This is a genomic window from Hymenobacter sp. BT559 (assembly GCF_017571525.1).
GTDB classification, from domain to species: domain Bacteria; phylum Bacteroidota; class Bacteroidia; order Cytophagales; family Hymenobacteraceae; genus Hymenobacter; species Hymenobacter ginsengisoli.
Map to the genome: position 1 here is coordinate 491,830 of NZ_JAGETY010000001.1, position 23,995 is coordinate 515,824.

Genomic DNA, 23,995 nt, shown 5'->3' on the forward strand with positions numbered 1-23,995 from the left:
AATGGGAGAATGGCCCTAGCCGGCATTCACTTACTCGCCCATTTAGCCAGTTAGTTATTTCCTACCGCAATGCAGGAAATCTCCACCTCTACATCGCGTGGCAGGCGGGCTACTTCTACCGTTTCGCGGGCCGGCGCCGTGGCTTCGTCAAAATACGAGCCGTATATCTGGTTGATAGTACTGAAGTTACCTAGGTTTTTTACGAAGATGGAGCACTTCACTACGTCGGTGAGGGCTAGCCCGGCAGCAGCCAGCACGGCGGTCAGGTTTTTCAGTACCTGATGCGTTTGGGCCGCTACATCGCCTTCGCCCACGAGCTGGCCGGCGGCGCTCAGGGGTATCTGGCCTGATACATACACAGTGCTGCCAGCTTTAATAGCCTGGCTGTAGGGGCCGATGGGCGCGGGCGCCTGGTCGGTAAGAATAATCTGGTGGGGCATGGAATGAGGGAAAGAACGTACTTGAAAAGCCAAAGTAACGAAAGAAGCCGCCCCGGCTAGGGGCGGCTTCCTGGTTTTTTAACAGCGACTCGGCGCTTATTCTACCGTCACCGACTTGGCGAGGTTGCGGGGTTGGTCTACGTTGCAGCCGCGCAGCACAGCAATGTGGTAGCTCAGCAGCTGCAGCGGAATCACCGACACGAGGGGCACGAGTACCTCTGAGGTAGGAGGAACTTCAATCACGAACTCGGCCATGGCCGGGATGGTGGTGTCGCCCTCGGTTACGACGGCAATGATGCGGCCCTTGCGGGCTTTGACCTCCTGGATATTGCTCACTACCTTCTCGTACGAGCTGTCTTTGGTAGCGATAACTACCACCGGCATGTTCTCATCGATAAGGGCAATGGGGCCGTGCTTCATCTCGGCCGCGGGATACCCTTCGGCGTGAATGTAGCTGATTTCCTTCAGCTTGAGCGCGCCTTCCAGGGCTACCGGGAAGTTATAGCCACGGCCCAAGTACAGGAAGTTAGGCACATCTTTAAAGGTCTCGGCAATTTGCTGAATCTCAGCGTCGAGCTTCAGCGCTTTTTCTACCTTGGTCGGAATGTTGTGTAGCTCCGTTACCAACTCGCGCAGCTTCACATCGGTAATAGTGCCCCGACGCTGACCAATGCACATGGCTAGCAGCGTCAGCACCGTTACCTGAGCCGTGAAGGCTTTGGTCGAGGCTACCCCGATTTCGGGGCCAGCGTGCGTGTAGGCACCCGCATCGGTAGCACGGGCAATGCTGCTGCCCACCACATTGCAGATACCGAAGATGGTGGCACCCTTGCTCTTAGCCAGCTCCAGGGCGGCTAGCGTGTCTGCTGTTTCGCCGCTCTGCGAGATGGCGATAACAATGTCGCGCTCCGAGATAACAGGGTTGCGGTAGCGGAATTCCGACGCGTATTCTACCTCTACCGGAATGCGCGCCAGGTCCTCGATGAGGTACTCGGCCACAAGGCCGGCGTGCCACGAGGTGCCGCAGGCCACGATGATGATGCGCTGGGCATTCACAAACTTCTGCTCGTAAGCCCGGAAGCCAGCCATGTTGAGGTGGCTGCCCCCTAGCTCCAGGCGGCCGCGCATCGAGTCAAGGATAGAGCGCGGCTGCTCAAAAATCTCCTTGAGCATAAAGTGCTCGTAGCCCCCTTTTTCGATGCTGTCGAGTTCCAGCTCCAGGCGCTGAATGTAGGGCGTCTGCACGACGTCTTCGCGCGAGCGAATGGCTAGCTGCCCATCCTTGATAACGGCCAATTCGTAGTCATTTACATACACCACCTCATTGGTGTACTCAATGATAGGCGTGGCATCTGAAGCCACAAAAAACTCGCCCTCGCCGATGCCGATAACCAGCGGCGAGCCTTTGCGGGCCGCAATAAGCTGGTCGGGCGCATCCTTGCTTAGTACCACAATGGCGTAGGCCCCAATCACTTCGTGCAAGGCCAGGCGCACGGCCTCTTCCAGCGAGCAGTGGTTGTTGGTTTGAATGTCCTCAATGAGGTTGACAAACACCTCGGTATCGGTGTCGGAATGAAACACGTGGCCCTGCTTCTGCAAGTGCGTTTTGAGCGCCGCGTAGTTTTCAATAATACCATTGTGAATAATGGCAATGCGCTCCGAGGTGGAGTAGTGCGGGTGCGCATTCACATCGTTGGGCTCGCCGTGGGTAGCCCAGCGGGTATGACCCATGCCCACGGTAGCGTGGGTATTCTTGTCGGTAAGGAAGTTTTCCAGGTCCGCGACTTTGCCCTTTTTCTTATATACGCTCAGGTTGCCGTTGAGCAAGGCCACGCCGGCCGAGTCATAGCCCCGGTATTCGAGGCGGTGCAACCCTTTGAGAATGATAGGACAGGCCTCACGATGGCCCAGATAAGCAACGATACCGCACATGTGCAGGAAGAGTAAATGTAAAGGAGATAAATAGCAACGCGCCGCCGATAAAATGGACGTGCCGCCGGGCGACAAGCAATTTTTCAGCCAAACAGCGCTAGCTGCCGGGCTTAGGTAAAGCAATACCGGCCGCCGGCTCCGCCCAAAGCGAGGCCAGCGGCCGGTACGGGATAAAGCAAAGTTAAGAGGTAAGCTCTCAACTAGGCAGGCCTAGGCTTAGTTAGCCAGCTCGTTGTAGAGGGCCTGGTACGACGAAAGCAGGTTCTCGTCGGCGGCTACCTGGCTCAGGCGCTTGTGCGAGGCATATTCCTTGAACAAGCCGTTCAGATTATCCGAGAAATCTTCGTCCGAACGCACTACCGTGTCAGCATACTCCATGCCCAGCTTCACGAAGCCCGAGAAGTCGGCCGACTTGAGCGAGGTCAGCATCTGGTCGTCGATGTCGAGCATCTTGGCTTTGTCCACCAGGTTGCCCTCAAATTTGTCCAGAAACTCGTTATTGTAGACCGTGAACACCGACTTGGCGTCCTTGAACACCGGGTCTTTCTTATAAGTCGTTTTTAGGTACAGCGGAATGAGCGAGGTCATCCAGTCGTTGCAGTGCACGATGTCGGGCGACCAGCCGAGCTTCTTCACCGTTTCGAGCACGCCCTTGCAGAAGAAGATGGCACGCTCGTCGTTGTCGAGGTAAAACTTGTCGTTTTTGTCAACCAGGGCCGACTTGCGGTGGAAGTAATCCTCGTTGTCGATGAAATAAACTTGTAGCTTCGCAGTCGGAATGGAAGCCACTTTAATCACGAGCGGCTTCTCGTCGTCGCCCACCGCGATGTTGATGCCCGAGAGGCGTACTACTTCGTGCAGGCGATTCTTCCGCTCGTTGATGATGCCGAAGCGCGGCACAAAAATCCGTATTTCGGCACCCGCCTCCTGCATGCCTGCCGGTAGGCGGCGTAGCAGCTCCGCTACCTTCGTAGTCTGGAGGAAGGGGTCAATTTCGGTGGCCGCGTACAGGATGCGCAACTTCGACATAGCTAGTGAACTAAAGGATTTGAGAACGAGGCATAGATTGCCTCCACAAAATTACGCATTTTTTCGCGAATTTTCAATAAAATTTGCTTAACCCTATCGCCTTATTGCTTAGTTTGATGCACGTTTTTACTACCGCCGCCGCGCTGCAATCCTTTGTGGAGGCTAGCCGGCGCGCCGGCCGCCGCCTGGGCCTAGTACCTACTATGGGCGCCCTGCACGACGGACACCTGCAGCTAGTGCAAGCTGCTGCCGCCGATTGCGACGACGTGGTGGCTAGCATATTCGTCAACCCCACCCAGTTTAACAACCCCGAAGACCTACGCCTCTACCCGCGCCTGCCCGAGCAGGACACGGCCCTACTGGCCGGGGCGGGCTGCACGGCGCTGTTTATGCCCGGCGTGGAGGAGATGTACCCGCAGCCAACAGTGCTGCATTTTGATTTTGGCCCCTTAGAGCGGGTGATGGAGGGCGCGCACCGCCCCGGCCACTTCAATGGCGTGGCCACGGTGGTGAGCAAGCTCTTTCACATGGCTAGGCCCCACCGGGCCTATTTTGGGCAGAAGGACTTTCAGCAGGTAGCCATTGTGCGCCAGCTCATTGCCGACTTATCGTTTGACCTGGAGCTGGTGGTGGCGCCCACTATCCGCGAGGCCGATGGGCTAGCCATGTCGTCGCGCAACCGCCGCCTGAGCCCCGAGGCCCGGGCGGTGGCGCCCCTGCTGCACCAGGTGCTGGAGCAAGCAGCCAGCCAGGTGCGGCAGGGGCTAGCGCCCACCCAGGTGCAAGCCGGGGCCCTAGCCGCGCTGGCCCAGGAACGGCAGTTCACGCCTGAGTATTTTGAAGTAGCCGATGCGCAAACGCTGCAGCCACTAGCCCACTATGAGGCCGGCCGGTCGGTAGTGCTATGCGTGGCCGCCCACCTGGGCGGCGTGCGGCTGATTGATAACATAGTGGTGTAGCACGAAGCGGAAGCTTCGCGCTACTGGCGAGCTTGGCTGTAGTCGATTTCGGTGTTGTCACCGAGGTTGAGGCTGTGGTTGAGGCCGCGAAACGAGGCGTCGGAGCCCACGATGCAGTCGCTCATCACGGCCGAGCTGAGCTCAGAATACGAGCCGATGATGCTGTCGCTCACGATGGTGTGGCGGATAATGGTACGGTCGCCGATGGCCACATTGGGGCCGATGATGGCGTGCTCGATGCGACAGCCCGCCCCAATGCTGACGGGCGGAATGATGACCGTATCCGGAAACTCGGGGTACTCGCGCACCTGCCGAAACTCGGGGCGGTCGAGCAGGCGGGCGTTGGCTTCGAGCAGCGTTTCCTTGCGGCCGCAGTCAAACCAGTTGTCCACGGCGGCGGTCTGCATGGGCTCACCCTCTTCGATGAGGTGCATGAGCGCGTCGGTGAGCTGGTACTCCTCGTGGGTGCGGCGGCCGGTGCTGATGAGCCACTCCAGCGCCTCGGCCAGCTTCTCGGCGTTGGCGATTTTGTAGAGGCCCACCAGGGCGTAGTTCGACTTGGGGATGCGCGGCTTCTCGACCACGCGGCTCACCTGGCCAGCGGCATTGGTTTCGACCAGGCCAAAGAGGCTGGGCGTTTTCACTTCCTTCACGGCCAGCACCGAGCCCGGCTGGGCTAGCAGGGCGGGCAGGTCCACGTCCACGATGGTATCGCCGAGCATGATGAGCACGCCGTCGGGGTCGTGGCGGAAGGTGTCGCGGGCTAGCCACAGGGCGTGGCCCAGCCCCTCGCGCGGCTCCTGCACCACGAAGGTGACTTGCAGCTCGGGGTAGTGGCGGCGCACGTAGTCCTCAATCTTATCGCCTAGGTAGCCAATGACGAACACAAACTCGGTGAAGCCCGCCCCGCGCAGGCGGTCAACGATGTGGCCCAGAATGGTATTGCCAGCCACCGGCACCAGGCTTTTGGGCTGGGTGTGGGTGTGGGGGCGCAGGCGCGAGCCGATGCCGGCAACGGGGATAACAGCTTTCATGAACGAGGGGGCAAAGGCAGGAAAAACAGAACCGTACAACCGTTGCCGGGCGACTGCGTACTTTGCGCCGGTCGGGCACCATAACCGCCACCACTGGGCGCTAGTTACGGCCGTTCGATTATTTCTTTCTCACCGCTGGGCCTCAAAGCTAAAAGCCAGCACTTAGAAACCACTCACCCTATGAAACGCCTTCTTCTCTACTTCGCCGCCATGGTGACCTTGCTCTCGCAGTCGTCGTGCGGCTACAACGGCATGGTGCAGCGCGACCAAGCCGTGAAAAGCCAGTGGGCCAATGTGCAAAGCGCCTACCAGCGCCGCGCCGACCTCATCCCTAACCTTGTGAACACGGTGAAGGGCGCCGCCAATTTTGAAAAATCGACCCTCGAAGGCGTTATCGAAGCCCGCGCCAAGGCTACCAGCGTGCAGCTCAGCGCGGACCAGCTGACGCCCGAAAATATCCAGAAGTTTCAGGCTGCCCAGAGCCAGCTTTCGGCCGGGCTAGGCCGCCTGCTGGCCGTGAGCGAAAACTACCCCGAGCTGAAAGCCAACGCTAACTTCCAGGAGCTGCAAGCCCAGATTGAGGGCACCGAAAACCGCATCAACGTGGAACGCAACAAATTCAACGCCGACGTGAACGACTACAACACTTTCACGCGCTCGTTCCCGAATAACCTCTTTGCCGGCATGTTTGGCTTCCCGCCCAAGGGCTATTTCGAGGCCGACGCCTCGGCCAAGGAAGCGCCTAAAGTGGACTTTGGCGATATGGGTAACGCGCCAACATCAGGCGGAAACACGCCGGCTGGCAGCAAATAAGCGCTGGCTAGCCCCTAAAGAACGTCATGCTGAGCTTGTCGAAGCAGCTCGCTCGCTTCGTTGGAACGGCGCGGCAGAGCTGCTTCGACAAGCTCAGCATGACGTTCTCCCTTTTGCAGACAGTCTGTATCTCAACGAAATGACCCACCCCCTCACCCCTGCCCAGGAAGAATCGCTGGTAGCCGCCATCAAGGCGGCCGAGCTGCGCACGTCGGGCGAAATCCGGCTCCACCTGGAAGACAAGTGCCCCACGCCCGAGCCCCTCGACCGCGCCGCGCAGGTGTTTGCCGAGCTCAAAATGCACCACACCAAGCTGCGCAACGGGGTGCTGTTTTACCTGGCCTGGCAAACCCGGCAGTTTGCCGTGGTGGGCGATGCGGGCATCAACGCCTCGGTACCCGACGACTTCTGGGAAGACGTGAAGGAAACCGTGGTGGGGCACTTCCGGCAGGAGCAGTACGTGACGGGCCTGGAGCGCGGCATCCGATTGGTGGGCGAGCAGCTGCGGCAGCTTTTCCCCTACGATGCCGCTACCGACGTGAACGAGCTAGACGACGAAATTTCTTACGGCGACGACGCCCCCTCCTCCCCTAGCCGATGAACACTGCACTACTTTTTTGGCGGCGTAGCCCGGCCCGCTGGGCCTGGCTGCTGGCCCTGTGGCTAGGCCTGGGGCTAGCGGCGCGGGCCCAGAACGTGCCTCCGCGCCCCGACCCGCCGCACCTCGTCAACGACTTGGCCGGGCTAATGCAGCCGCAGGAAGTGGCCGCGCTGGAGCAGAAGCTGGTGGCCTACGATGACAGCACCTCGTCGCAGATTGCGGTGGTCACCGTGCCCTCGCTCGATGGCGACGACATTGCCGACTATGCCCAGAAGCTGTACGAAAGCTGGGGCATTGGCCGCAAGGGCAAGGATAATGGCATCCTGGTGCTGGTGGCTAAGCAGGAGCACACGGCGCGCATCCAGACCGGCTACGGCCTCGAAGGCGCCGTGCCCGACGCCCTGGCCAAGCGTATCATCAGCAATACACTGGTGCCCGCTTTCAAAGAAAATAACTACTACGCAGGTCTCGACCGGGGCACCGACCAGCTCATTGCCCTAGCCAAGGGCGAGTACAAGGCCGACCCCAACGAGGTGCAGCCGCGCCAGGGCAGCCGCGACCACTCGGGTTCGGGGCCGGGCTTCTGGATAATTATCGGCATCCTGGTGCTGTTTTTCATCCTGCGCTCGCGCGGGGGCGGCGGCCGGGGTGGCCGCGGCGGCGGCTTCGTGCCCCCCATCATCTTCGGTGACTTCTCGGGCGGCCGCGGCGTGTTTGGCGGCGGTGGCGGCTGGGGCGGCGGAGGTGGTGGCGGAGGCGGCTTCGGGGGCTTTGGCGGCGGCAGCAGCGGCGGCGGCGGGGCTAGCGGCAGCTGGTAAGCCTTTCAATGGGTGAATGAGCGAAGGGGTGAATGGATGAATGACTTTCTACAGCATTCACCAATTCACCCCTTCGCTCATTCACCCATTTTATATGCTGGCCGCTCGTAGAACGGCCGCAGCAGGCGCACTACTTCCAGCGCGTCGGCTAGGGCCTCGTGAGCCACGCGGGGCTCGGCATCGCCGGCACGAGCCTGGCAGATGAGCATGGAGGGCAGACGCGAGTCTTTATGCCAGTTGAGGTAAAAAGCGGCCGGGTCCAGCACCGCAGGCTCGGCCTTCACAAGCGTGCCCCAGCCCGGCAGTTGGCGCAGAAAAAGCAGGTCAAACGTACCGACGTTTTTGCCGGCCAGCGTGATGCTCACGTATTCTTTTTTATCGGGCTTAAAGCCGTGGGCGAGCAAGAACTCGCGCAGCTGCACCAGCACCTCCTCAGGGCGGCAGATGTCGGAGGCTTCGGCCCGGCTTTTATCGGCCAGCTCTACCAGCAGGCGGGCATTGAGGGCCAGCGCGCCGGGCGTACCGGTGAGCTCCTTGTAGCGCAACGCGCGGCGAAAAGCGGGCAGCTCGGCCAGCGGCGTGGTGGCGGTGCGCCGGGTATCTTCTACCACGGCCGCCAGCTCCAGCACCTGGTGGCGGAGCGGGTCGGAGCCGCTGGTTTCGAGGTCGAGTGAGACGTAGCGCATTTTTAGCTGTTAGCTAGTGGCTGTTGGCAGCTAGCTTTTCGTTAAACGGAAGCCAACGGCTAATAGCCACTAGCCAGCAGCTAAAACCTTACTCCCAGCGCAGGTCGAGCAGGCGCAGCTGCAAGGTGCGGCTGCCTCTGAACTCATTCATTTCCAAGGTATAGCAAACGCTAAACTCGGCATCGGGCTGCTCCAGGAGGCGCGGCAAATAATGTCCTAGCCCAAAGCCAATGCCTTCGAGCACCAGGCCCGGCGCCTGGCTAGGCTGCATCAGCCTGATTTTGAGGTGGCCGGCCTGGCCCACCGGCCGCACCGAGCCCGGCACCGCCCGCACGTGGTGGGTGGCGAAAATGGGCGTCGGGTTGCCCGGCCCGAAGGGCTCCAAGCGGGCTAGCTGCTGCAAAAACTCTTCGGTGAGCTGCGTAAAATCCAGCTCGGCATCAACCTCCACAGGGCGCACCGGCAGCTGGCCCACGGGCAGGCGGGCGGCCACCTCGCGCATGAATTGCTCCTTGAACGCTGGCACGTTTTCAATGGGCAGGGCTAGCCCCGCCGCCGCCTTGTGCCCGCCAAACTGCCGCAGCAGCGGCGCGCAGGCCTCCAGCACCTCGTGCACGTCGAAGCCCGTCACCGAGCGGGCCGAGCCAGTGGCTAGCCCATCGCGCTCGGTGAGAATAACGGTGGGGCGATAGTATTGGTCGAGGCAGCGCGAGGCCACAATGCCTAGCACGCCCTGCGGCCAGTGCGGCTGGTAGAGTACCGTGGCGGGCGCCGTGGCCCCGTCGGGGTCTTCGGCAATGAGCGCTAGGGCCTCCTGGGTGGTGCGCGCGTCAGAAAGGCGGCGCTCCTGGTTCATGTGGTCGACTACCTCGGCGGTGTAGCGGGCCTCCTGCTGAGTCGAAGCCAGCAGCATATTCACGGCGCGATGGGCGTCGCCCATGCGCCCGGCGGCGTTGATGCGCGGTGCAAACCCAAACACTAACGAACTGAGGCTCAACGGCCCCTGGCGCGGCGTGGCCAGCTCATGCAGGGCCGCCAGGCCGGGGCGCAGGCCCTCGCCGGCTACGTCGGCGGGTGCGGGGGCTAGCGGGGCCGGGCCATCGAGGGTATCGGCAGAGGCTAGAGCCGAGGGTTGAGGCGCGGCAAAGGCCGCCGCCTGCGTCACGTTAAAGCGGCGCAGGCCGTGGGCCGCCATAATGCGGTTTTCGCCGGTTACGGGCACCACGTCGGCCGCGATGCTCACCGTCACGAGGTCAAGCTGGGCGTAGAGGGGGGCTAGCGGCAGGTTTAGCTTTTCGGTGAGCGCCTGCAAAAGCTTGAAACCCACCCCACAGCCCGACAGCTCGGGGTAGGGATAGCTGCAATCCAAGCGCTTAGGGTCGAGCACGGCCACGGCGGGCGGCAGCTCATCGCCGGGCAGGTGGTGGTCGCAGATAATAAAATCGAGGCCTAGCGACTGCGCGTAGGCCACCTGCTCCACGGCCTTCACGCCACAGTCGAGGGCTACTACGAGACTAAAGCCATGCTCCTGGGCATAGTCCACGGCCTGCATCGAGATGCCATAGCCCTCGCGGTGCCGGTCGGGGATGTAGGGTTGAAAGCGGCTCTGCTCCTCGGGCAGGTCGTGCGGCTCGGCTAGGGGGCGCAGGAAGCTGATAATCAGCGCTACCGACGTGATACCATCGACATCGTAGTCGCCGAGCACCAGGATTTTCTCGCCCCCGTCGAGAGCTCGGCGCAGGCGGTCCACTGCCCGGTCCATGTCGCACATCAGCCAGGGCGAGGCCAGATTGGCCAAGTCGGGCTCAAAAAAATTGCGGGCGGCGGCGGGCGTTTCAATGCCGCGCTGCACCAATAGGCGGGCTAGTACTGGGCTGATACCCAGCGCCTGCCCCAGCCCGGCCACCGTCGTGGGGTCGGGTTCGGGCGCGATATTCCAGCGCTTAAGCGGTATAACAGCCATTAATTTTTCGGACAAGGATAGCCCCAAAAGTACGCAAAAAATAGCCGCCGTACCTTCGCCGGGCTCCTTCCCCCTCCCGCCATGCGCCGCCTCCGCGAGTTTTACCAGCGCTACCGCCAATATATTTTGTCCGATGGGCTGATGTATCTCGTGTTCATCCTGGCCCTGGCGTTGATGTTCGTGTTTTTTGGGTAGGAATAGCACGAGAATCCCATTTGTATGAAAGTCGTAGCTCAGACTGATTTTAATCTTGGGACAAAGATTCTTATCTATTCCTGTGTAGTTGGGTTTGGGCTTTTAGTGACGTGGGATGCGATTGACGTGCCACAGCGGAAAGATTTTGAGCGGAAAGATTTTGAGCGGAAAGATTTTGGGCATCTCTATTTTATTAGTCTTCCTTTGCTCTTAGGCTGTATTACTGGATTTTTCTATTTAATAAGGCACCGTTTAGTACTCACTGAAACATGCCTTTGGCAATATGGATTTCGTGCGAAATCTATTCTACTGGAGGACATAGAATCAATTACAGAATACATGGGCTCTTACCTTATCAAAGATGATAAAACAAGTATTCGTATTACTACCGACTTGCGGCACAAAGACACATTTAAAAATCAAGTAATACAGCAGTTTCAGCAACTTGACAAGGCGCGGCACCGCATTCCAGGCCAAGAGCTAGCGACAGAATATGCCAACAAGCTGGTGCAGCAAATTCGCCATATGGTTGATAAGGGGCTTCAATCCGAAAGCTTAATTAAAATTGCCCCTTCGCTCCTAGAGCAGCTAGTAGAGCCGACTTATTATGTCGTATACGAACACCCTACTCACGAATTTCTGCATCGCGCTTATAATACAAAACTTAGTTTATTAAAAAGTTTTACCCAGCAGTATAGCGAAGATATAACTACATCAAAAACAGACGCTTGGATACTTTCGCAAAGCTTAGAATGGTTCATTTTATGCTCTACAGATGGAATGTTCTTTTATGCGAACAATTGACGCTTCAAGTTCTACTGCTTAAGACAAAATGCTTTCTATAGGCGCAATAGATTGCCCTCCCCCTACTGCACGGCATCACCGCGCAACCTACGGAAGCGCTTGCGGGCCTCGGCCACGTAGATGCTGCCCGGGTACTTGGTGAGCACCTGCTGGTACAGCTCCTGCGCCTTGGCCTTGTCCTTCAGGCTTTCATCCTGAATCTCGGCCATCAGAAACAGCGCGTCGTCGCTGAGCACATCGTATTTGGGGTTGCCCGTAATCTGGGCTAGGGTACTCACGGCGGCGGCGTAGTCGCCGGTGCGGCGCTGCAGCTTGGCTTTCAAAAACAGCGCATCGTCTTGCAGGGCGTGGCCGGGGTACTTGCGCAGCAGCGCATCGAGGCCCGTTTCGGCCTGCGGAATCTTGTTCTGAAACACCAGCTCCTCTACGGCCGCGTAGTCTTTGAGGGCTAGCCCCAGGGTATCCTCTGCGGTGCTTTCCTGGATGAGCAGCGAGAGCTGCATGGCGTCGTTGGCAATTTCGCGGGTGGTGGCTTCCTTGAGAATGTCGAGGTGGCTCTGGGCCAGCTTGAAGTCGCCGGCGAAGTAGCTGAGGCGGGCGTTGCGCAGCTTAGCCTCGTAGCCTAGCGGCGCCTCGGGGTGGGCCTTCTCCACCTGCGAGTAGAGCAGCGTGGCCTCCCAGGGCTCGCCCTTCAGCAGGTAGAGGTCGCCGAGGGTGGTTTTGGCCTCGTCTACCACGTCGGCCGAGGCACGGGGCATGGCGATTACTTCCTGCAGCAGCGCCATCGCCTTGGGCTTGTTGTCGAACTGGAAGGCGTAGAGATTGGCAAGCTGGCGCATCACGGGCGCGGCGTCGGGTGTGCGGCCCAGCTCGGTGAGCAACTTCTCGTAGTCGGCGGCCAGGGCCTGCACCTGGGCAGGGTCGACGGGGTAAGTATCGCGCACTTGCGCCTCGCGGGCTTGCAGCAGCAGCTGGCGGGCTAGCCCGTAGTTGGGGCCGGTGCGGTACTCGCGCACCACGTATTCGCAAGCCGCGATGGCCGTGGCGTAGTCGCGGTTGCGCTGCGCGATGCCGGCCAGGCTCAGCACCCGGGCGCCCTGGGCGCCGGTACGGCGGTCGAGCGCCCGCACCTGCACCAGGGCGCCGGCAAAGTCGTGGCGCTGCACCTGCAACCACAGCAGCAGCTCGCTGTAGGCGTTTTGGTCGGGCTGCGCCTGCACCTTAGTCAGCAAGATTTTCTCCAGCGCGTCGAAGTCTTTTTCATCGCGCAGGGCATTTTGCAGCATGTTACGCACGAAGGGCAGCTGCTGCTCGTCGCGCTCCACGAGGTGCAGGGTCTCGCCCAGCAGCTTTTCCTGCTCCTGGCTTTGAGTGTAGAGCTGAATGAGCTGCGGGGCGTATTCGGTGTTGTTCTTGGCTAGCTCGCGGCCCCGCAGGTAGGTGCGCTCGGCCAGGGCAGGCTGCTCGCGCTTCATAAACTCGGCGGCCACCGGCTGCACCTGCGCGGGTGTTAGCTGCGCAATCACGCGCTGGTACTGCTTGTCGGCGGCCGCTTGGTCGCCAGCCGCCTTGTAGAGCGACCCTAGCGCCACGCCGTAGCCGCCCTCCTCGGGGTGCTGCTTGATGGCTTTCTTCACCAGCTTCTCGGCGTCTTTATAGCGCTTCAGAGCTTGCAGCGTGGCCAGGTAGTCGGGCAGCACGGTGGGTGCGGTCTGCTCGTCGCTTTTCAGCTTTTCGAAGAGAAAAACGGCCTTCTCGTATTCACCGCGCTGGGCGTAGTCGCGGGCCAGCGTAGGTGCATCAATGGGCGCCCAGGTGCCCGGCCGGGGCGGCCCACCCTGGCCCGGTAGTTGGGCGTATAGCGGGGTAGCAAGGGCTAGCCAGCCAGCGGGCAAAAGCAACAACGAATAGCGCATACGAGATACCGGTTTCACTAGCTGGCAACGCCACCTGGCCGCTGGTTTGTTCAATGCGCCCAAGCTAGCCCCCGCCCAACTTACGCATAAAAAAAGGCTGCCCCCGCAGGAGCAGCCTTTTCTGGTCTTGGTCGCTAGGGCCTAGAAGAACTTCGAGCGGTTGTCCTTCACCTTGGCCTGGCCCTTGATGGCTTCGTAGATGAGGCCATCCTGGCGCTGCTGGCGCTGCTGCGTGAGCTGCTGGCGCACCACTTTCACGTCGCTAGGGGTGGCGGGGAACAGCGTGGTGGCTTCGACCACCAGCACGCCCTGCTCGCCCTGGATGGGTGCCGATTTCTGGCCCGGCTTCAGCGAGAAAGCGCGGCCCACCGCGTCGGGCTCAAAGCCCACATTTGGGATAGTGCCCTGGCCCTGGGCTACGCCCTCGGCATTTTGCACTACGGCGCCGGTGCCGGCAGCTTTGGCTAGGTCTTCGAGCGAGCCGGTTTTACCAGTCAGCTTGGCCATAATTTCTTTGGCCTTGAGTTCGTTGCGCACGGCAGCGGTCAGCTCAGGGCGGATGCTCTCGATAGTAGCGGTGCCTTTGCTGCGCGAGTCAGTCACGGCGGCAATTACGTGCACGTCGCCGATGTCAAACTTGCGTACATCGCCCACTTTCGTTTCGGAACCGCCATCGGGGTTGAAGCCGAAGGCCCAGCGCACAATCTCGCGCGAGCCGGGCAGGTTACCCACCGTTTGCGCATCGCGGGTCACGAACTTGGCTTCCTGCTTTTGCAGGGTCTTGTCTTTGGTGGGCAGGGCGCGGAAAGCGTCGAGGCTACTGGCGTCGGCTTGCAGCTTTTCGGCGCGGGCGTAGGCGGCTTCGCGGGTTGCGTCGCTGGGCTGCACGGCCTTCACCACGGCAGCCACCTGGTAGGTCTGGCTAGTTTTAGGGGCCGTCACCTTCACGATGTGGTAGCCGAAGTTGGTTTCCACCAAATTAGGCAGCAGGCCGGGGCTAGTGGCCGCAAATACGGCCTTGCTGAACGCCGGTACCATACGGCCTTCCTCAAACCAGCCGAGGTCGCCGCCCTGGTCTTTCGTACCATCAGTACCAAACTGCCGGGCCATCGTGGCGAAGTCGGCGCCGGCCTTGATTTTATTCAGAATATCCTGAGCCTGCTTTTTGGCAGCGGCCTTTGCCTCGGGCGTCATCTGGGCATCGGCCTTGATGAGAATGTGGCTAGCCCGGGCAGCGGGCGTTTTGCCGGCCTTCTCACCCGTTACTTTGTAGATAGCCAGAGTGTTGCCCTCCACGTAGGGCCCGTACACCTCGCCTACTTTCAGCGGCAGCTGCTTGCGAAGCTGCTCGGGCAGGTTGGCCGGCGAGAGGTAGGCGTGGTTGTAGGGCTGGTCAGAATTGGCCCGCACGAAGAGCGAGTCGTTGGGCGCCGTGCGGAACTGCTGGGCTAGCCCGCTCACGCTCTGGCGCAGGGCGGCGCTGTCTTCCTTGGTGGCAGTTTCGGGCACCACGATATACTCGATGCTGCGGCCATCTTCTACTTTGTAACGGGCCTTGTGGCGGTCGAGGTAGTCTTGCAGCTGGGCATCGGTGGGCTTGAAGGCCGAGTCCGACACGCTGGTGTAAGGCACGAACAGGTAGCGGAAATTGACCTTCGAGTTCTGGGCCAGGTCAAACAGCTTGGCCTCGGCCGAAGTCACGTACACCGAGTTTTTGAGCAGGGCGTTGTACTTGTTCACCGGCCGGTCGAAATCGCGCAGGCTGGTTTCGAAGTTGTGAAACGCGGCTTGGGCATCGGGCGGCAGCTTGTCGAGGTTCTTGAGGTAGTCGATGAGACGCGCGCGGTCAAACTGCCCCGTTTTGGGGTCAGTGAAAGCCTGCTTGATGGCGGGGTTTGGGTTGTCGCCCTGCACCATGTCCACGGCCTCGTCGTCGCCCACGGCTAGGCCCAGCTTATCGAGCTGTGGTTGGAAAGCCCGGCGGTATAGCAGCTGGTTCCAGGTCTGGTCGCGTAGGTAGCCCAGGGCTTGCTCATCGGGCTGGCGGCCTTGCTGGTTGGCAAAGTTCTGCTTGGCCTGCTCCAGGGCGGCCGTGAACTCGGGCAGCTCAATCTTCTCGCCGTTTACCTCGCCCACTACGTTGCCATCGCGGCCAAAAAGGCGGTTCTTTCCTCCAATCAGGTCGCCGCCCACAATGAAGAGCAGCATCCCGACGGCGACGGCGCCCACGGCCACCCCCGACTTTTCCCGTATCGTGTTAATTAAAGCCATTACGAATTTCTAATACCGTGGCACGGAGCCAAAAAGAGGCGCAAAATAACCACGAATCGCCCGAACTTTCAAGCTACTGGCGGGTTCGCCGGCCCCAAAGCGGCCCGACTGGGCCTAGCGGCGCTTCTTATTTTTCTTGGCCGGCTTATTAAGCTCGGCCACTTGCTTGGCTACTTCTAGCTCCTTGGCGCGGCGAGCTTCCTGCTGCCGCCAGTAGTTGAGGGGCAGCCAGCAGGCCAGCGATATCATGAATATCCAATAGTTGCGGCCCAAATCCTTCTCCACGATGGTCTGGTACACGCCGATGACGAATGCCACCACCCCTAGCGAGAAAAGCACCGTGCGCAGCAGGGATTTGTCGAATTTCATAGGTATCAGCTTATTTGCCCAGGCGCTGGGCCTCTGCTAGGCTAAACACACCCTTGGGCTGCAAAATGCCGTAGCGCGAAAAATCCTGGTTGGCGGTGAGGCCGTAGCCAGTGAGCACCTCGGTGGGCGTTTGCACGCGCACAAACATGGCGCTGTCGGTGTAGATTTTGCGCTGGCTGCTATTATAGAACAGCTCCTCGGTGTCGAGCGTTTGCTGCTCGGGCACGTTGGTCACTTTCACTGCGCCGCGCATGATGTAAAGCTGCTTGGCGTTATCGTACTTCACCCACTTGGCGAATAACGTGTTGATGACCAACTTGCCCGGCTTGTCATAAAACGTTACTGTCGCGCTTTTGGGATACAGCCGGTCGCTGTTTTCAAACACCTGCTCGACGGGCGCCGTGAGGCGAACCTTCAGGCGCGCCGAATCGCTTAGCAGGGTCACCACGTTGGTAGTTTCCATCAGCGGGCCGTTGTAAATAACCCGCGGTGCCTCTTTCTCCTTAGTCTGGCAGGCCACGGCTAGCCCCGTCAGCAGCACGCTAGCCACAAGACTGGCCCCCCAACGACGAAGCATCTGCATGGCTATTGCAGGCGGCGCTTGATAAACCAGCGGTTGCTGAGGGTGGCGCCCACCTGCACCCGCACGTATTTTTCCTGCACATTGCTCGTGCCACCGTTGCCGTAGAGGAAATCGGTGTTGCCGCGCACCCCATACAGAAAGGCCAGGCTGATAACCGTCGACTCGAGCGGCGTAGCCGTAGGCAGCGGGAAAGCGAAGCCCCAGTGCACGGCGCGGTCGTAAAGGCGGCTGCCGAGCGGGGCGTAGGGCATCTGGGCCAGGCTGAGGCCCGCACGGTAGGTGACGCGCTGAAAGTAGTGCTCTACCGAGCCGGGGTCGGGCGTAAACTCGCCGCCGGTCGAAACGCGCCAGGTGTCACTAAGCGGGGCCGACGAAACGATGCTGAACGTGCGAAACTTCGACCACTGCTGGCGCGCGGCATCTACGCTGAAGCTCCAGTTGCGACCATTGTCGAGGCTGAGGCCTAGCTGCGTGAGGGCGGGCGTAGTCACGTAGCCATCGTCGCTGGCCAGCTGCACGGTAGTAGTGCCGGGGGTTATTGCGCCGCTGGTTTCCTGTTGCTCGGTGGTGCGCTGGCGGTTGGCCTTCAGGCGGCCTTCGAAGGTCTGAACGGCCGCCAGGTTCAGGTTAAAATCCTTGCTAAACTGGTGGCGGTAGTGGGCCGCCGCCCGAAACAGGAAGTCGGAGTAGCGCAGCTGCTCGTTGTCGACTACTATCTGCTGCGTGCTGATGCCGGGCGCGATGATAGCCGTCCCCACACTCTGGTTTATCGTACCAAACAGGTAAGACGCGCTGCCGCCAATGTTGAAATCGCGCAGCACGTGAATGCCGGTGGCCAGGTACGCTTCCGACAGCCCGCCCGAGCCATTGTAGCGCCGGTAGGCCTGTGAAGTCGGGTCGTTGTTTACCGAGCCGAGCGTAGTAGCCTGATAATCAACGGTGCTGTAGGGCTTGAGACCGATAGCAGCACCCCAGCGCTTATTCAGGGGCACGGCCAGGGCCAGGTAGCCTAGCGTGCCAGTGCCCGACCGGTTGGACGTCGCCGCGTTACGCACTGTTTTGACCTGGGCTGAGAACGCCGCCTCCCAGGTGGTGCGGGGCGCATACACGAGCAGGGCCGGGTTCAATTCGTTGACGTTGCCCGTATTAGGTGCCGCTAGGCCGGTACCGCCCATGCCCAGCTGGCGCACGCCGCCGTAGTTGCCGTTGGCATCGCCCAGCCCGATGCGCGAGTAGGGCGAATTGCCTAGCCCCTGCCCGAGCGCCGAGCCAGCGAGCAAGGTGGCAGCGGCCGTCAGCAGGGCCCCGGATAGTTTTTTAGTTGTCAACATTATAGCGTAAAATCTTATCCAGGCCCAGCAGCACCAGTTCTGGCACTACAAAGATACGGCTGGTGAGCGGGGCTAGCGCTGCCTCCAGGTACGGGGCGTCGCCGCCCGTGAGCAGCAGCCCCAGGCCCGGGTACAATTGCTCGTACTCAGCCACTAGCCCGCGCACCTCGGCGGCTGTGCCGCGCAGCACCCCACTCAGCAGGCAGGAGGCCGTGGAGTCGCCAATTAGTTGCACGGCCTCGCCCACGGCCGGCAACTCCAGCAACGGCAGCCGGCCGGTAAACGTGTGCAGCGCCTGCAGGCGCATACGTAGCCCCGGCGCAATGCTGCCGCCGTGATAGGCCCCGTCGGCCGTTACTAGGTCCAGCTTCAGGGCTGTGCCGGCGTCGAGCACCAGCGTGGGCTGCCTGGGCCGCAGGCTGGCAGCCGCCACGGCTGCCGCCAGGCGGTCGGCGCCCAGCGTGTGCGGCGTGGCGTAGGTATTGCGCACCGGCACGGGCGTGAACCCCGGTCGAAACGGTAGTATCTGCCGCAGGCCATCAACCGCGGCCAGCGTGGCCAGCCAGGGCTGCGTGTGCTGCTCATCGGCTACCGACGACAGTATAGCGTGCGCGGGCTCCGTGCGTTGCCAAAGCGCTGCGAGGTCGGCGGGTGTGGCTAGCACACCGCTCTCTTGCAAGCCAGCCGGCTCGAATACGCCATACTTCAGCGCTGTATTACCGAGGTCAAGGGCTAGCGTGGTCATGAAGGTAGTTTAAGTAAAAACGTCATGCTGACCAAGAAGGCAGCTCGCTTGCTTCGTTGGGAAGTACCCCCTAGCGGCGTGAGCGAGCTGCCTTCTTGGTTAGCATGACGTCCTTTTGCAAGCTGTTAGCACTTACATAAAATACTTCAGGCGAATAACTTCCTGCTCAGTCAGGAAGCGCCATTTGCCGCGCGGCAGGTCTTTCTTGGTAAGGCCCGCATACTGCACACGGTCAAGAGCGACTACGTCGTAGCCGAGGTGCTCAAAAATGCGGCGCACAATGCGGTTGCGGCCCACGTGTAGCTCAATACCGACGAAGTGCGGGTTGCCCGCTACCACGGCCACATCATCTACTTCTGCCTTGCCATCTTCCAGCTCCAGGCCCGCCGCAATCTGGCCCAGGTGCTCAGCGGTGAGGGGCTTGTCGAGCTCGGCTTGGTAGATTTTTTTGTTTTTGTGCGAAGGGTGCGAAAGCTTCTGCGCCACCTCCCCATCGTTGGTGAAGAGCAACAGGCCCGTAGTATTGCGGTCGAGGCGACCCACCGGGAAAATGCGCTCTTTCGAGGCCGTTGCCACCAGCGACATCACCGTTTTACGGCCTTCGGGGTCGTCGGTCGTGGTAAGAAAGTCCTTGGGCTTGTTCAGCAGCACATACACCAGCTTCTCGCGGTTGAGGTTTGTTTTGCCGTACTGCACGGTGTCGGTAGGCTGCACCTTGTAGCCCATCTCGGTTACCACTTCCCCATTTACCCGGATTTCGCCCGATGCAATGAGTGCATCAGCCTCGCGGCGCGAGCAAATACCGGCGTTGGCGATGTAGCGGTTCAGGCGCATCTCTTCATTGCCGAAATCTTCTTCGCTGGCGCGGCGCTTGTTGCCACGCGTCTTGTCGTTTTCGTAATGCTTGAGGTTTTTATAGTCGGGCGCCTGGCCTACCGGTTGGCTATCTCCATTCTTGGCACCGTAGCCGGTGCCGCGGCGCGGGCCGCTCTGGGCCTCACGCATAGCCTCGCGGCGCTCACGGAAGGTGCCGCCCGTGTTGGCTGGGCGCTCGCCATAGCTGCGTGGCTTGCCGAAGGCGCCTTCCGTGCGCTCACGGCCGGCACTGCGGTCGTTGTCAAAACTACGGCGCTCGTCGCGCCCACCCTCAGCAGAGCGGCCTTCGCGGCTGCCGAAGCTGCGGCGCTCGGTGCTATCTCCGCCAGCTGGCCGGCGGTCGCCGTAGCTGCTACGGCGGTCATCGCGGCCGCCCTCGGGGCGGGGGCGCTGGCTAGCCTCCCGGCCCGTGCCGCGCTCCTCAAATGAGCGGCGCTCGTCGCGGCCGGTGTAGGCCGGGCGCGTGGTGTCGAAGCTGCGGCCTTCGCTAGGCCCAGCTTCCGTCTTCGAGCCGTCGGGGTTGGTTTTTATAAACTTGCGGTTGCGCTCGCCTGCTGTGCCACGCGGCACGGTAGGCTTACCTTCGTAGCGCACTGGCTGGCCCTGCCAGATGGGCTTGGGCGGGTAAGCCGGACGCTCGCCGCGGTCTTCGCGGCTCCGGGTCTCCCCACCTTCCGCCTGCTCGAAGCGCCGGGGGCGGGCATCACGGTCGCCACCGAAATTGCGCTTGTCGCCATAGCTGGGCTTGCCAGCCCCGCCCCGGTCGCCACCAAAGCCGCGCTTCTCGCCAAAAGCCCCGGGAGTGCGCTCGCCACCAAATGAGCGCTTTTCACCGAAGGCGCCCGGGTTCCGCTCGCCGCCGTAGCTACGCTTTTCGCCATAGCCACCGCGCTCGGGGCGGTCGCCACCGCCAAAGCTGCGCTTGTCGCCAAAGCCAGGCTTATCGGAGCCACTGCCACCCGGCCGGCCGCCAAACTTGCTGCCGCTGCCCTGCCCGAACGTGGGCCGAGCGGGCGAGTAGCCTTCGCGCCCATCGGGGCGGCTGCCTTTGTAGCCGCTAGCCCCGCGGGGCGAATAGCCGCCGCGCGAGTCGTTGCCGCTACGGCTGCCGCCGGCCCCGCCGCGCCGGCCGCCTGGCTTGTCCTCCGAAAAATGTTGCTTTCCCATCTGGTATACTTGCTAAATCTAGTTGCTGGCTTATAGTCCCGCGCCGCCGGCGCTGGTAAGTAGGTATAACTGCCAGGTGGCAGCTAGAAGAAAAAAAGCCCGGACCCGCAAGCCGGCCGCCGAAGCGCCAGGTACGGGTCCGGGCCATGGGCCAAGGGCCGCGCTTAGTCGCGCCGGGCCAGCTTGGCCTCAATCGAGTGTTGCGTGTGCGGCACAGCACGCAGGCGCTCTTTGGGAATGAGCTTGCCCGTGCCGATGCACACGCCATAAGTGCCGTTTTTAATACGCAGCTGCGCATTTTCAAGCTGCTGAATGAATTTCATCTGGCGCGAAGCCAGTTGGTTCAGGCTTTCTTTCTCGGCAGTTTCGGCGCCATCTTCCAGCACCTTTAGCGAAGCAGCCGTAGTGTCGGTGCCCGATTCGTTGTTGCGCGTCAGGGTTTCCTTGATAAAGGAAAGCTCCTTCCGAGCGGCCGTAAGTTTCTCCTGAATAATCTGGTCAAACTCAGCTAAGTCTTCCCGCGAATAGCGGAGGTTTTCCTCAGTCATCGAAAAACAAGTAAAAAAATAATAAATACGTCCCCTAGCTGCACAGCCTAGCCAATCCAACGCCCTAGCTAACTAAAAAGTTTGGCTTAGCGGCCGGCTTCGCCTACGCAGCTTTCGCCAGCGCATGGGTTTCGCGGGGCAAAGGTAATCGGTTTCAGTGGCTTTGCCTCGTCAACTTCCTTCTTCCTTCAGAATCCAAGCATCTGGATGGCAGCCACAGCCGCTTCGGTTCCTTTGTTGCCATGGCGCCCCCCGGCCCGGTCCCAGGCCTGCTCAAGGGTATTGGTAGTTACCAGCCCAAATATTACCGGCTTGTTATACTTAAGGCCAACTGTAGTAAGCCCTTGTGCTACCGCATGGCAGATGTAGTCATCGTGCTTAGTGTCGCCCTTAATTACTACTCCCAGGCAGATGACGGCATCTATCTCCTCGTGCTGCGCCAGCAGCTGGGCCCCTAGCGTGAGCTCGAAGCTGCCCGGCACGGTATTACGAAAAATGTTCTCAGCTTTGGCACCGTGCTTTAGCAGGGCTTCATAAGCACCGTTGCTGAGGGTATCGGTTAGCTCACGGTTCCACTCGGCCACTACCAGGCCAAAGCGCTTTTCGCTAATGTCGATAAAGTTGGTGCTGTCGTAGGAGCTGAGGTTTTGAAGGGCAGTTGCCATAGGAATTACGTTGTTGCGAGCGTCAGACAAAGGCGGTACTTAGCCATTTGGAAAGCCTGATTTCCGCTAAGTCTTTTTATAGTAAATAACAGCGGCGCTCTCCGCTGAAGGAAAGCGCCGCCGCTGGGTATTGTTTAAAGTAATATTACTGGGCTAGGGCCGCCTTACGCTGCCGGGCTTCGCCAGCCTCCTGCGAGGCTGCGTAGTCGTTCAGGATACGGTCGTAGGCCTTAAGAGCACCCGCATTATCCTTAGCAGTTTCCAAGGCGATGCCTTCCTTAAGCACGTAGCCCGGCGAAAACTGGTCGTTGGCATTGTGGTCGGCCGCTTTGGCATACAGCTCGGCGGCTTCCTTCGGTTGGTTCAATTCAAGCTTTGCATCACCCATCAGCGAATAGGCCCGCGATTGCACGAGGTAGTCGTCGGCGCTAAACTTGTCGAGGTAGTTATACGCTTCCTGATACTTTCCCTCTTTCAGGGCAGCTACCCCGGCGTAGAAGTTGGCGAGGTTACCAGCCTTGGTGCCGCTATACTCGTTAGCCACTTTAGTCAGGCCAGGGTGCTTGCCATCGCCTTTCATCGCCTTGTTCAACGAGTCGGTTTCCCAGTAGTCTACCGCCTTAAACATGGCGTTCTGCGCCTGCGTATTTTGCTCGGTACGCCAATAGTTGTAGCCGAAGGCCCCAGCCACCGCGGCCACTACCACTACCAGAATGCCAAGCAACAGGTTGCGATTGCGGCGCACGAAGTCCTCCGAATCAGCCAGGCGAGCAGCCAGAGCATCGGGGTCTTCGAGCAGCGGATTTTGGGTCACGTAGCTTTCTTCGGCCGGGGCGAGCGGGTCGGTCGACACGGGGCGAATGGGCTGGCGGGCACCCGGCGTTTTGCCGGTGTAAGGAATCTTAGACATTATAATAGGTAGCTCGGCGGCGCACTAAGCAGGCTAGCGGCACCGCTGGGGGCCACCCGGCCGCTAAGGCAAGTGGCCGGGTTAAAAGATGAAACTAGTCGTGAATATACGGGTAGTCGCTCTGCACATATACATCATGATAGAGCTCGGCAGCATCGGGATAAGGTGAATTCTCAGCAAACTCAACCGACTCCTGCACCTGCGCCTTTATGCGCTCGTCGATGGCGGCTAGCTCGTCCTCCGTCGCCATGTTGTGCGTGAGGATGGTGTGGCGCACGGCTTCAATAGTATCGCGGTGACGGTACTCTTCCACTTCCTCCTTGGTGCGGTACTTGGCTGGGTCGCTCATCGAGTGGCCCTTATAGCGGTAGGTCTTAAACTCCAGGAAGGTCGGGCCTTCTCCGGCACGAGCGCGCTCGGCGGCGCGGGCCACTGCGTGGTGCACCTCCTCCACGTTCATGGCATTCACCGGCTCGTTGGGCATTTGGTAGCCTTCGGCGATGATGTGCAGGTCGGTCACGTTGGAGGTGCGCTGCACCGACGTGCCCATGGCGTAGCCGTTGTTCTCTACCACAAAAATCACCGGCAACTTCCACAACATAGCCATATTAAAGGCTTCGTGCAGGGCACCCTGGCGCACGGCGCCATCGCCCATATAGCAGATGCAGAGCTTGCCGGTCTTATTATACTTCTCAGCGAAAGCAATGCCGGCACCCATCGGAATCTGACCACCCACGATACCGTGGCCGCCCATGAATCCAACCTCCTTGTCGAACATGTGCATCGAGCCACCCTTGCCCTTCGAGCAGCCAGTAGCTTTGGCAAAAAGCTCGGCCATGATGGCATTGGGTGAGGTACCGAGGGCTAGCGGGTGAGCGTGGTCGCGGTAGGCCGTAATATACTTGTCACCTTTTTCGAGGGCCGATACGGCGCCCGCTACGCAAGCCTCCTGGCCAATGTAGAGGTGGCAGAATCCTTTGATTTTTTGCTGACCATAAAGCTGGCCGGCTTTCTCCTCAAACTTGCGCATGAGCTGCATCTGCTCATACCACGCCAGGTACGTTTCTTTCGGGAACTCAGGCTGAGCGGGCGAAGTAGCCACGGGCTCGTTGGGAGGGTTGCCACCTTTATGCGCATCAGGCAATTCCTCTACCGCAGGCTGTGAAGCTGTCTCAACGCCTGTAGCGGCATCCACTACTTTTGCCGCTCCTTGGCCGTTGGCCTTGCTGCCGTTTGCGCCGGCCTTCGACGCATCCTTTACTTTCGACTCCGCCATAATTCGGGGTATATAATTTCGCGTTGGGAGGGCGAAATTACGTAATACCTGCCGTACTCTCACC

Annotated in this window: 22 protein-coding genes; 5 read left to right on the forward strand and 17 right to left on the reverse strand. The window is 60.4% G+C overall.

Features of this window, described 5'->3' with window-relative positions:
• Positions 1–50: 50 nt before the first annotated feature.
• The 3 genes from J4D99_RS02060 to J4D99_RS02070 all read right to left on the reverse strand — a co-directional run bounded on the left by J4D99_RS02060 (position 51) and on the right by J4D99_RS02070 (position 3,401).
• Positions 51–440: a Rid family detoxifying hydrolase gene (locus J4D99_RS02060; protein ID WP_208130023.1), complete on the reverse strand. Its 390-nt coding sequence runs from the start codon at positions 438–440 to the stop codon at positions 51–53.
• Positions 441–536: 96 nt separating this feature from the next.
• Entirely contained in the window at positions 537–2,372 is a 1,836-nt protein-coding gene (glmS, locus tag J4D99_RS02065; protein WP_208130024.1) for a glutamine--fructose-6-phosphate transaminase (isomerizing), read from the reverse strand.
• A 216-nt stretch (positions 2,373–2,588) separates the two neighbouring features.
• Positions 2,589–3,401: a glycogen/starch synthase gene (locus tag J4D99_RS02070; RefSeq protein WP_173116962.1), complete on the reverse strand. Its 813-nt coding sequence runs from the start codon at positions 3,399–3,401 to the stop codon at positions 2,589–2,591.
• A 116-nt stretch (positions 3,402–3,517) separates the two neighbouring features.
• On the opposite strand from J4D99_RS02070, the gene panC reads away from it, so the two are divergent.
• A complete protein-coding gene (gene panC, locus J4D99_RS02075; protein ID WP_208130025.1) occupies positions 3,518–4,360 on the forward strand; it encodes a pantoate--beta-alanine ligase in 843 nt (280 codons plus the stop codon).
• Positions 4,361–4,380: 20 nt separating this feature from the next.
• Here the strand turns inward: panC and J4D99_RS02080 are convergent, their stop codons facing one another.
• Complete coding sequence (locus J4D99_RS02080) at positions 4,381–5,394, reverse strand: sugar phosphate nucleotidyltransferase (RefSeq protein ID WP_208130026.1); 1,014 nt, start codon at positions 5,392–5,394, stop codon at positions 4,381–4,383.
• A gap of 180 nt (positions 5,395–5,574) precedes the next feature.
• Between J4D99_RS02080 and J4D99_RS02085 the strand changes: the two genes are divergently transcribed.
• The 3 genes from J4D99_RS02085 to J4D99_RS02095 all read left to right on the forward strand — a co-directional run bounded on the left by J4D99_RS02085 (position 5,575) and on the right by J4D99_RS02095 (position 7,626).
• A complete protein-coding gene (locus tag J4D99_RS02085) occupies positions 5,575–6,207 on the forward strand; it encodes a LemA family protein (RefSeq protein WP_208130027.1) in 633 nt (210 codons plus the stop codon).
• Positions 6,208–6,346: 139 nt separating this feature from the next.
• Positions 6,347–6,808: a TPM domain-containing protein gene (locus J4D99_RS02090; protein WP_208130028.1), complete on the forward strand. Its 462-nt coding sequence runs from the start codon at positions 6,347–6,349 to the stop codon at positions 6,806–6,808.
• Entirely contained in the window at positions 6,805–7,626 is an 822-nt protein-coding gene (locus J4D99_RS02095; RefSeq protein WP_208130029.1) for a TPM domain-containing protein, read from the forward strand. Before J4D99_RS02090 ends, J4D99_RS02095 begins: the two co-directional genes overlap by 4 nt.
• A 77-nt stretch (positions 7,627–7,703) precedes the next feature.
• Here J4D99_RS02095 and J4D99_RS02100 read toward each other — a convergent pair whose 3' ends face one another.
• Positions 7,704–8,312, reverse strand: coding sequence for a 3'-5' exonuclease family protein (locus tag J4D99_RS02100; RefSeq protein ID WP_208130030.1), 609 nt, complete (start codon positions 8,310–8,312; stop codon positions 7,704–7,706).
• 88 nt (positions 8,313–8,400) lie between these two features.
• Positions 8,401–10,275 carry a single-stranded-DNA-specific exonuclease RecJ gene (gene recJ / locus J4D99_RS02105; RefSeq protein WP_208130031.1) on the reverse strand — a complete coding sequence of 625 codons (1,875 nt, stop codon included), beginning with the start codon at positions 10,273–10,275 and terminating at the stop codon, positions 8,401–8,403.
• Positions 10,276–10,494: 219 nt separating this feature from the next.
• On the opposite strand from recJ, the gene J4D99_RS02110 reads away from it, so the two are divergent.
• Positions 10,495–11,274 (forward strand): hypothetical protein, encoded by a 780-nt coding sequence (locus tag J4D99_RS02110; protein ID WP_208130032.1) that lies wholly within the window; start codon positions 10,495–10,497, stop codon positions 11,272–11,274.
• Between the two features lie 62 nt (positions 11,275–11,336).
• On the opposite strand, the gene J4D99_RS02115 is transcribed toward J4D99_RS02110, so the two are convergent.
• From J4D99_RS02115 to pdhA, 11 genes are all read right to left on the reverse strand, one after another.
• Positions 11,337–13,190: a tetratricopeptide repeat protein gene (locus J4D99_RS02115; protein WP_208130033.1), complete on the reverse strand. Its 1,854-nt coding sequence runs from the start codon at positions 13,188–13,190 to the stop codon at positions 11,337–11,339.
• A 141-nt stretch (positions 13,191–13,331) separates the two neighbouring features.
• Positions 13,332–15,461: a peptidylprolyl isomerase gene (locus J4D99_RS02120; RefSeq protein ID WP_208130034.1), complete on the reverse strand. Its 2,130-nt coding sequence runs from the start codon at positions 15,459–15,461 to the stop codon at positions 13,332–13,334.
• A 114-nt stretch (positions 15,462–15,575) separates the two neighbouring features.
• The gene (locus J4D99_RS02125) at positions 15,576–15,830 is read right to left on the reverse strand and encodes a hypothetical protein (protein ID WP_208130035.1); all 255 of its coding nucleotides are present in this window, start codon (positions 15,828–15,830) and stop codon (positions 15,576–15,578) included.
• Positions 15,831–15,840: 10 nt separating this feature from the next.
• A complete protein-coding gene (gene lptC, locus J4D99_RS02130; RefSeq protein WP_208130036.1) occupies positions 15,841–16,407 on the reverse strand; it encodes an LPS export ABC transporter periplasmic protein LptC in 567 nt (188 codons plus the stop codon).
• 8 nt (positions 16,408–16,415) lie between these two features.
• Positions 16,416–17,744, reverse strand: coding sequence for a BamG family beta-barrel-assembly machinery protein (gene bamG / locus J4D99_RS02135; protein ID WP_208130037.1), 1,329 nt, complete (start codon positions 17,742–17,744; stop codon positions 16,416–16,418).
• Positions 17,731–18,489, reverse strand: a complete 759-nt coding sequence (locus J4D99_RS02140; protein ID WP_208130038.1) for a type III pantothenate kinase — start codon at positions 18,487–18,489, stop codon at positions 17,731–17,733. The genes bamG and J4D99_RS02140 overlap by 14 nt, the downstream gene beginning before the upstream one ends.
• Positions 18,490–18,621: 132 nt before the next feature.
• On the reverse strand, positions 18,622–20,532 hold the full coding sequence (locus J4D99_RS02145) for a pseudouridine synthase (protein ID WP_208130039.1): 1,911 nt from the start codon (positions 20,530–20,532) through the stop codon (positions 18,622–18,624).
• A gap of 164 nt (positions 20,533–20,696) precedes the next feature.
• Complete coding sequence (locus tag J4D99_RS02150; protein ID WP_151086662.1) at positions 20,697–21,080, reverse strand: TraR/DksA family transcriptional regulator; 384 nt, start codon at positions 21,078–21,080, stop codon at positions 20,697–20,699.
• 188 nt (positions 21,081–21,268) lie between these two features.
• Positions 21,269–21,745 carry a 6,7-dimethyl-8-ribityllumazine synthase gene (gene ribH, locus J4D99_RS02155; protein ID WP_208130040.1) on the reverse strand — a complete coding sequence of 159 codons (477 nt, stop codon included), beginning with the start codon at positions 21,743–21,745 and terminating at the stop codon, positions 21,269–21,271.
• Between the two features lie 145 nt (positions 21,746–21,890).
• A complete protein-coding gene (locus tag J4D99_RS02160) occupies positions 21,891–22,655 on the reverse strand; it encodes a tetratricopeptide repeat protein (RefSeq protein WP_208130041.1) in 765 nt (254 codons plus the stop codon).
• Positions 22,656–22,749: 94 nt separating this feature from the next.
• Entirely contained in the window at positions 22,750–23,931 is a 1,182-nt protein-coding gene (gene pdhA / locus J4D99_RS02165) for a pyruvate dehydrogenase (acetyl-transferring) E1 component subunit alpha (protein WP_208130042.1), read from the reverse strand.
• Between the last annotated feature and the right edge of the window lie 64 nt (positions 23,932–23,995).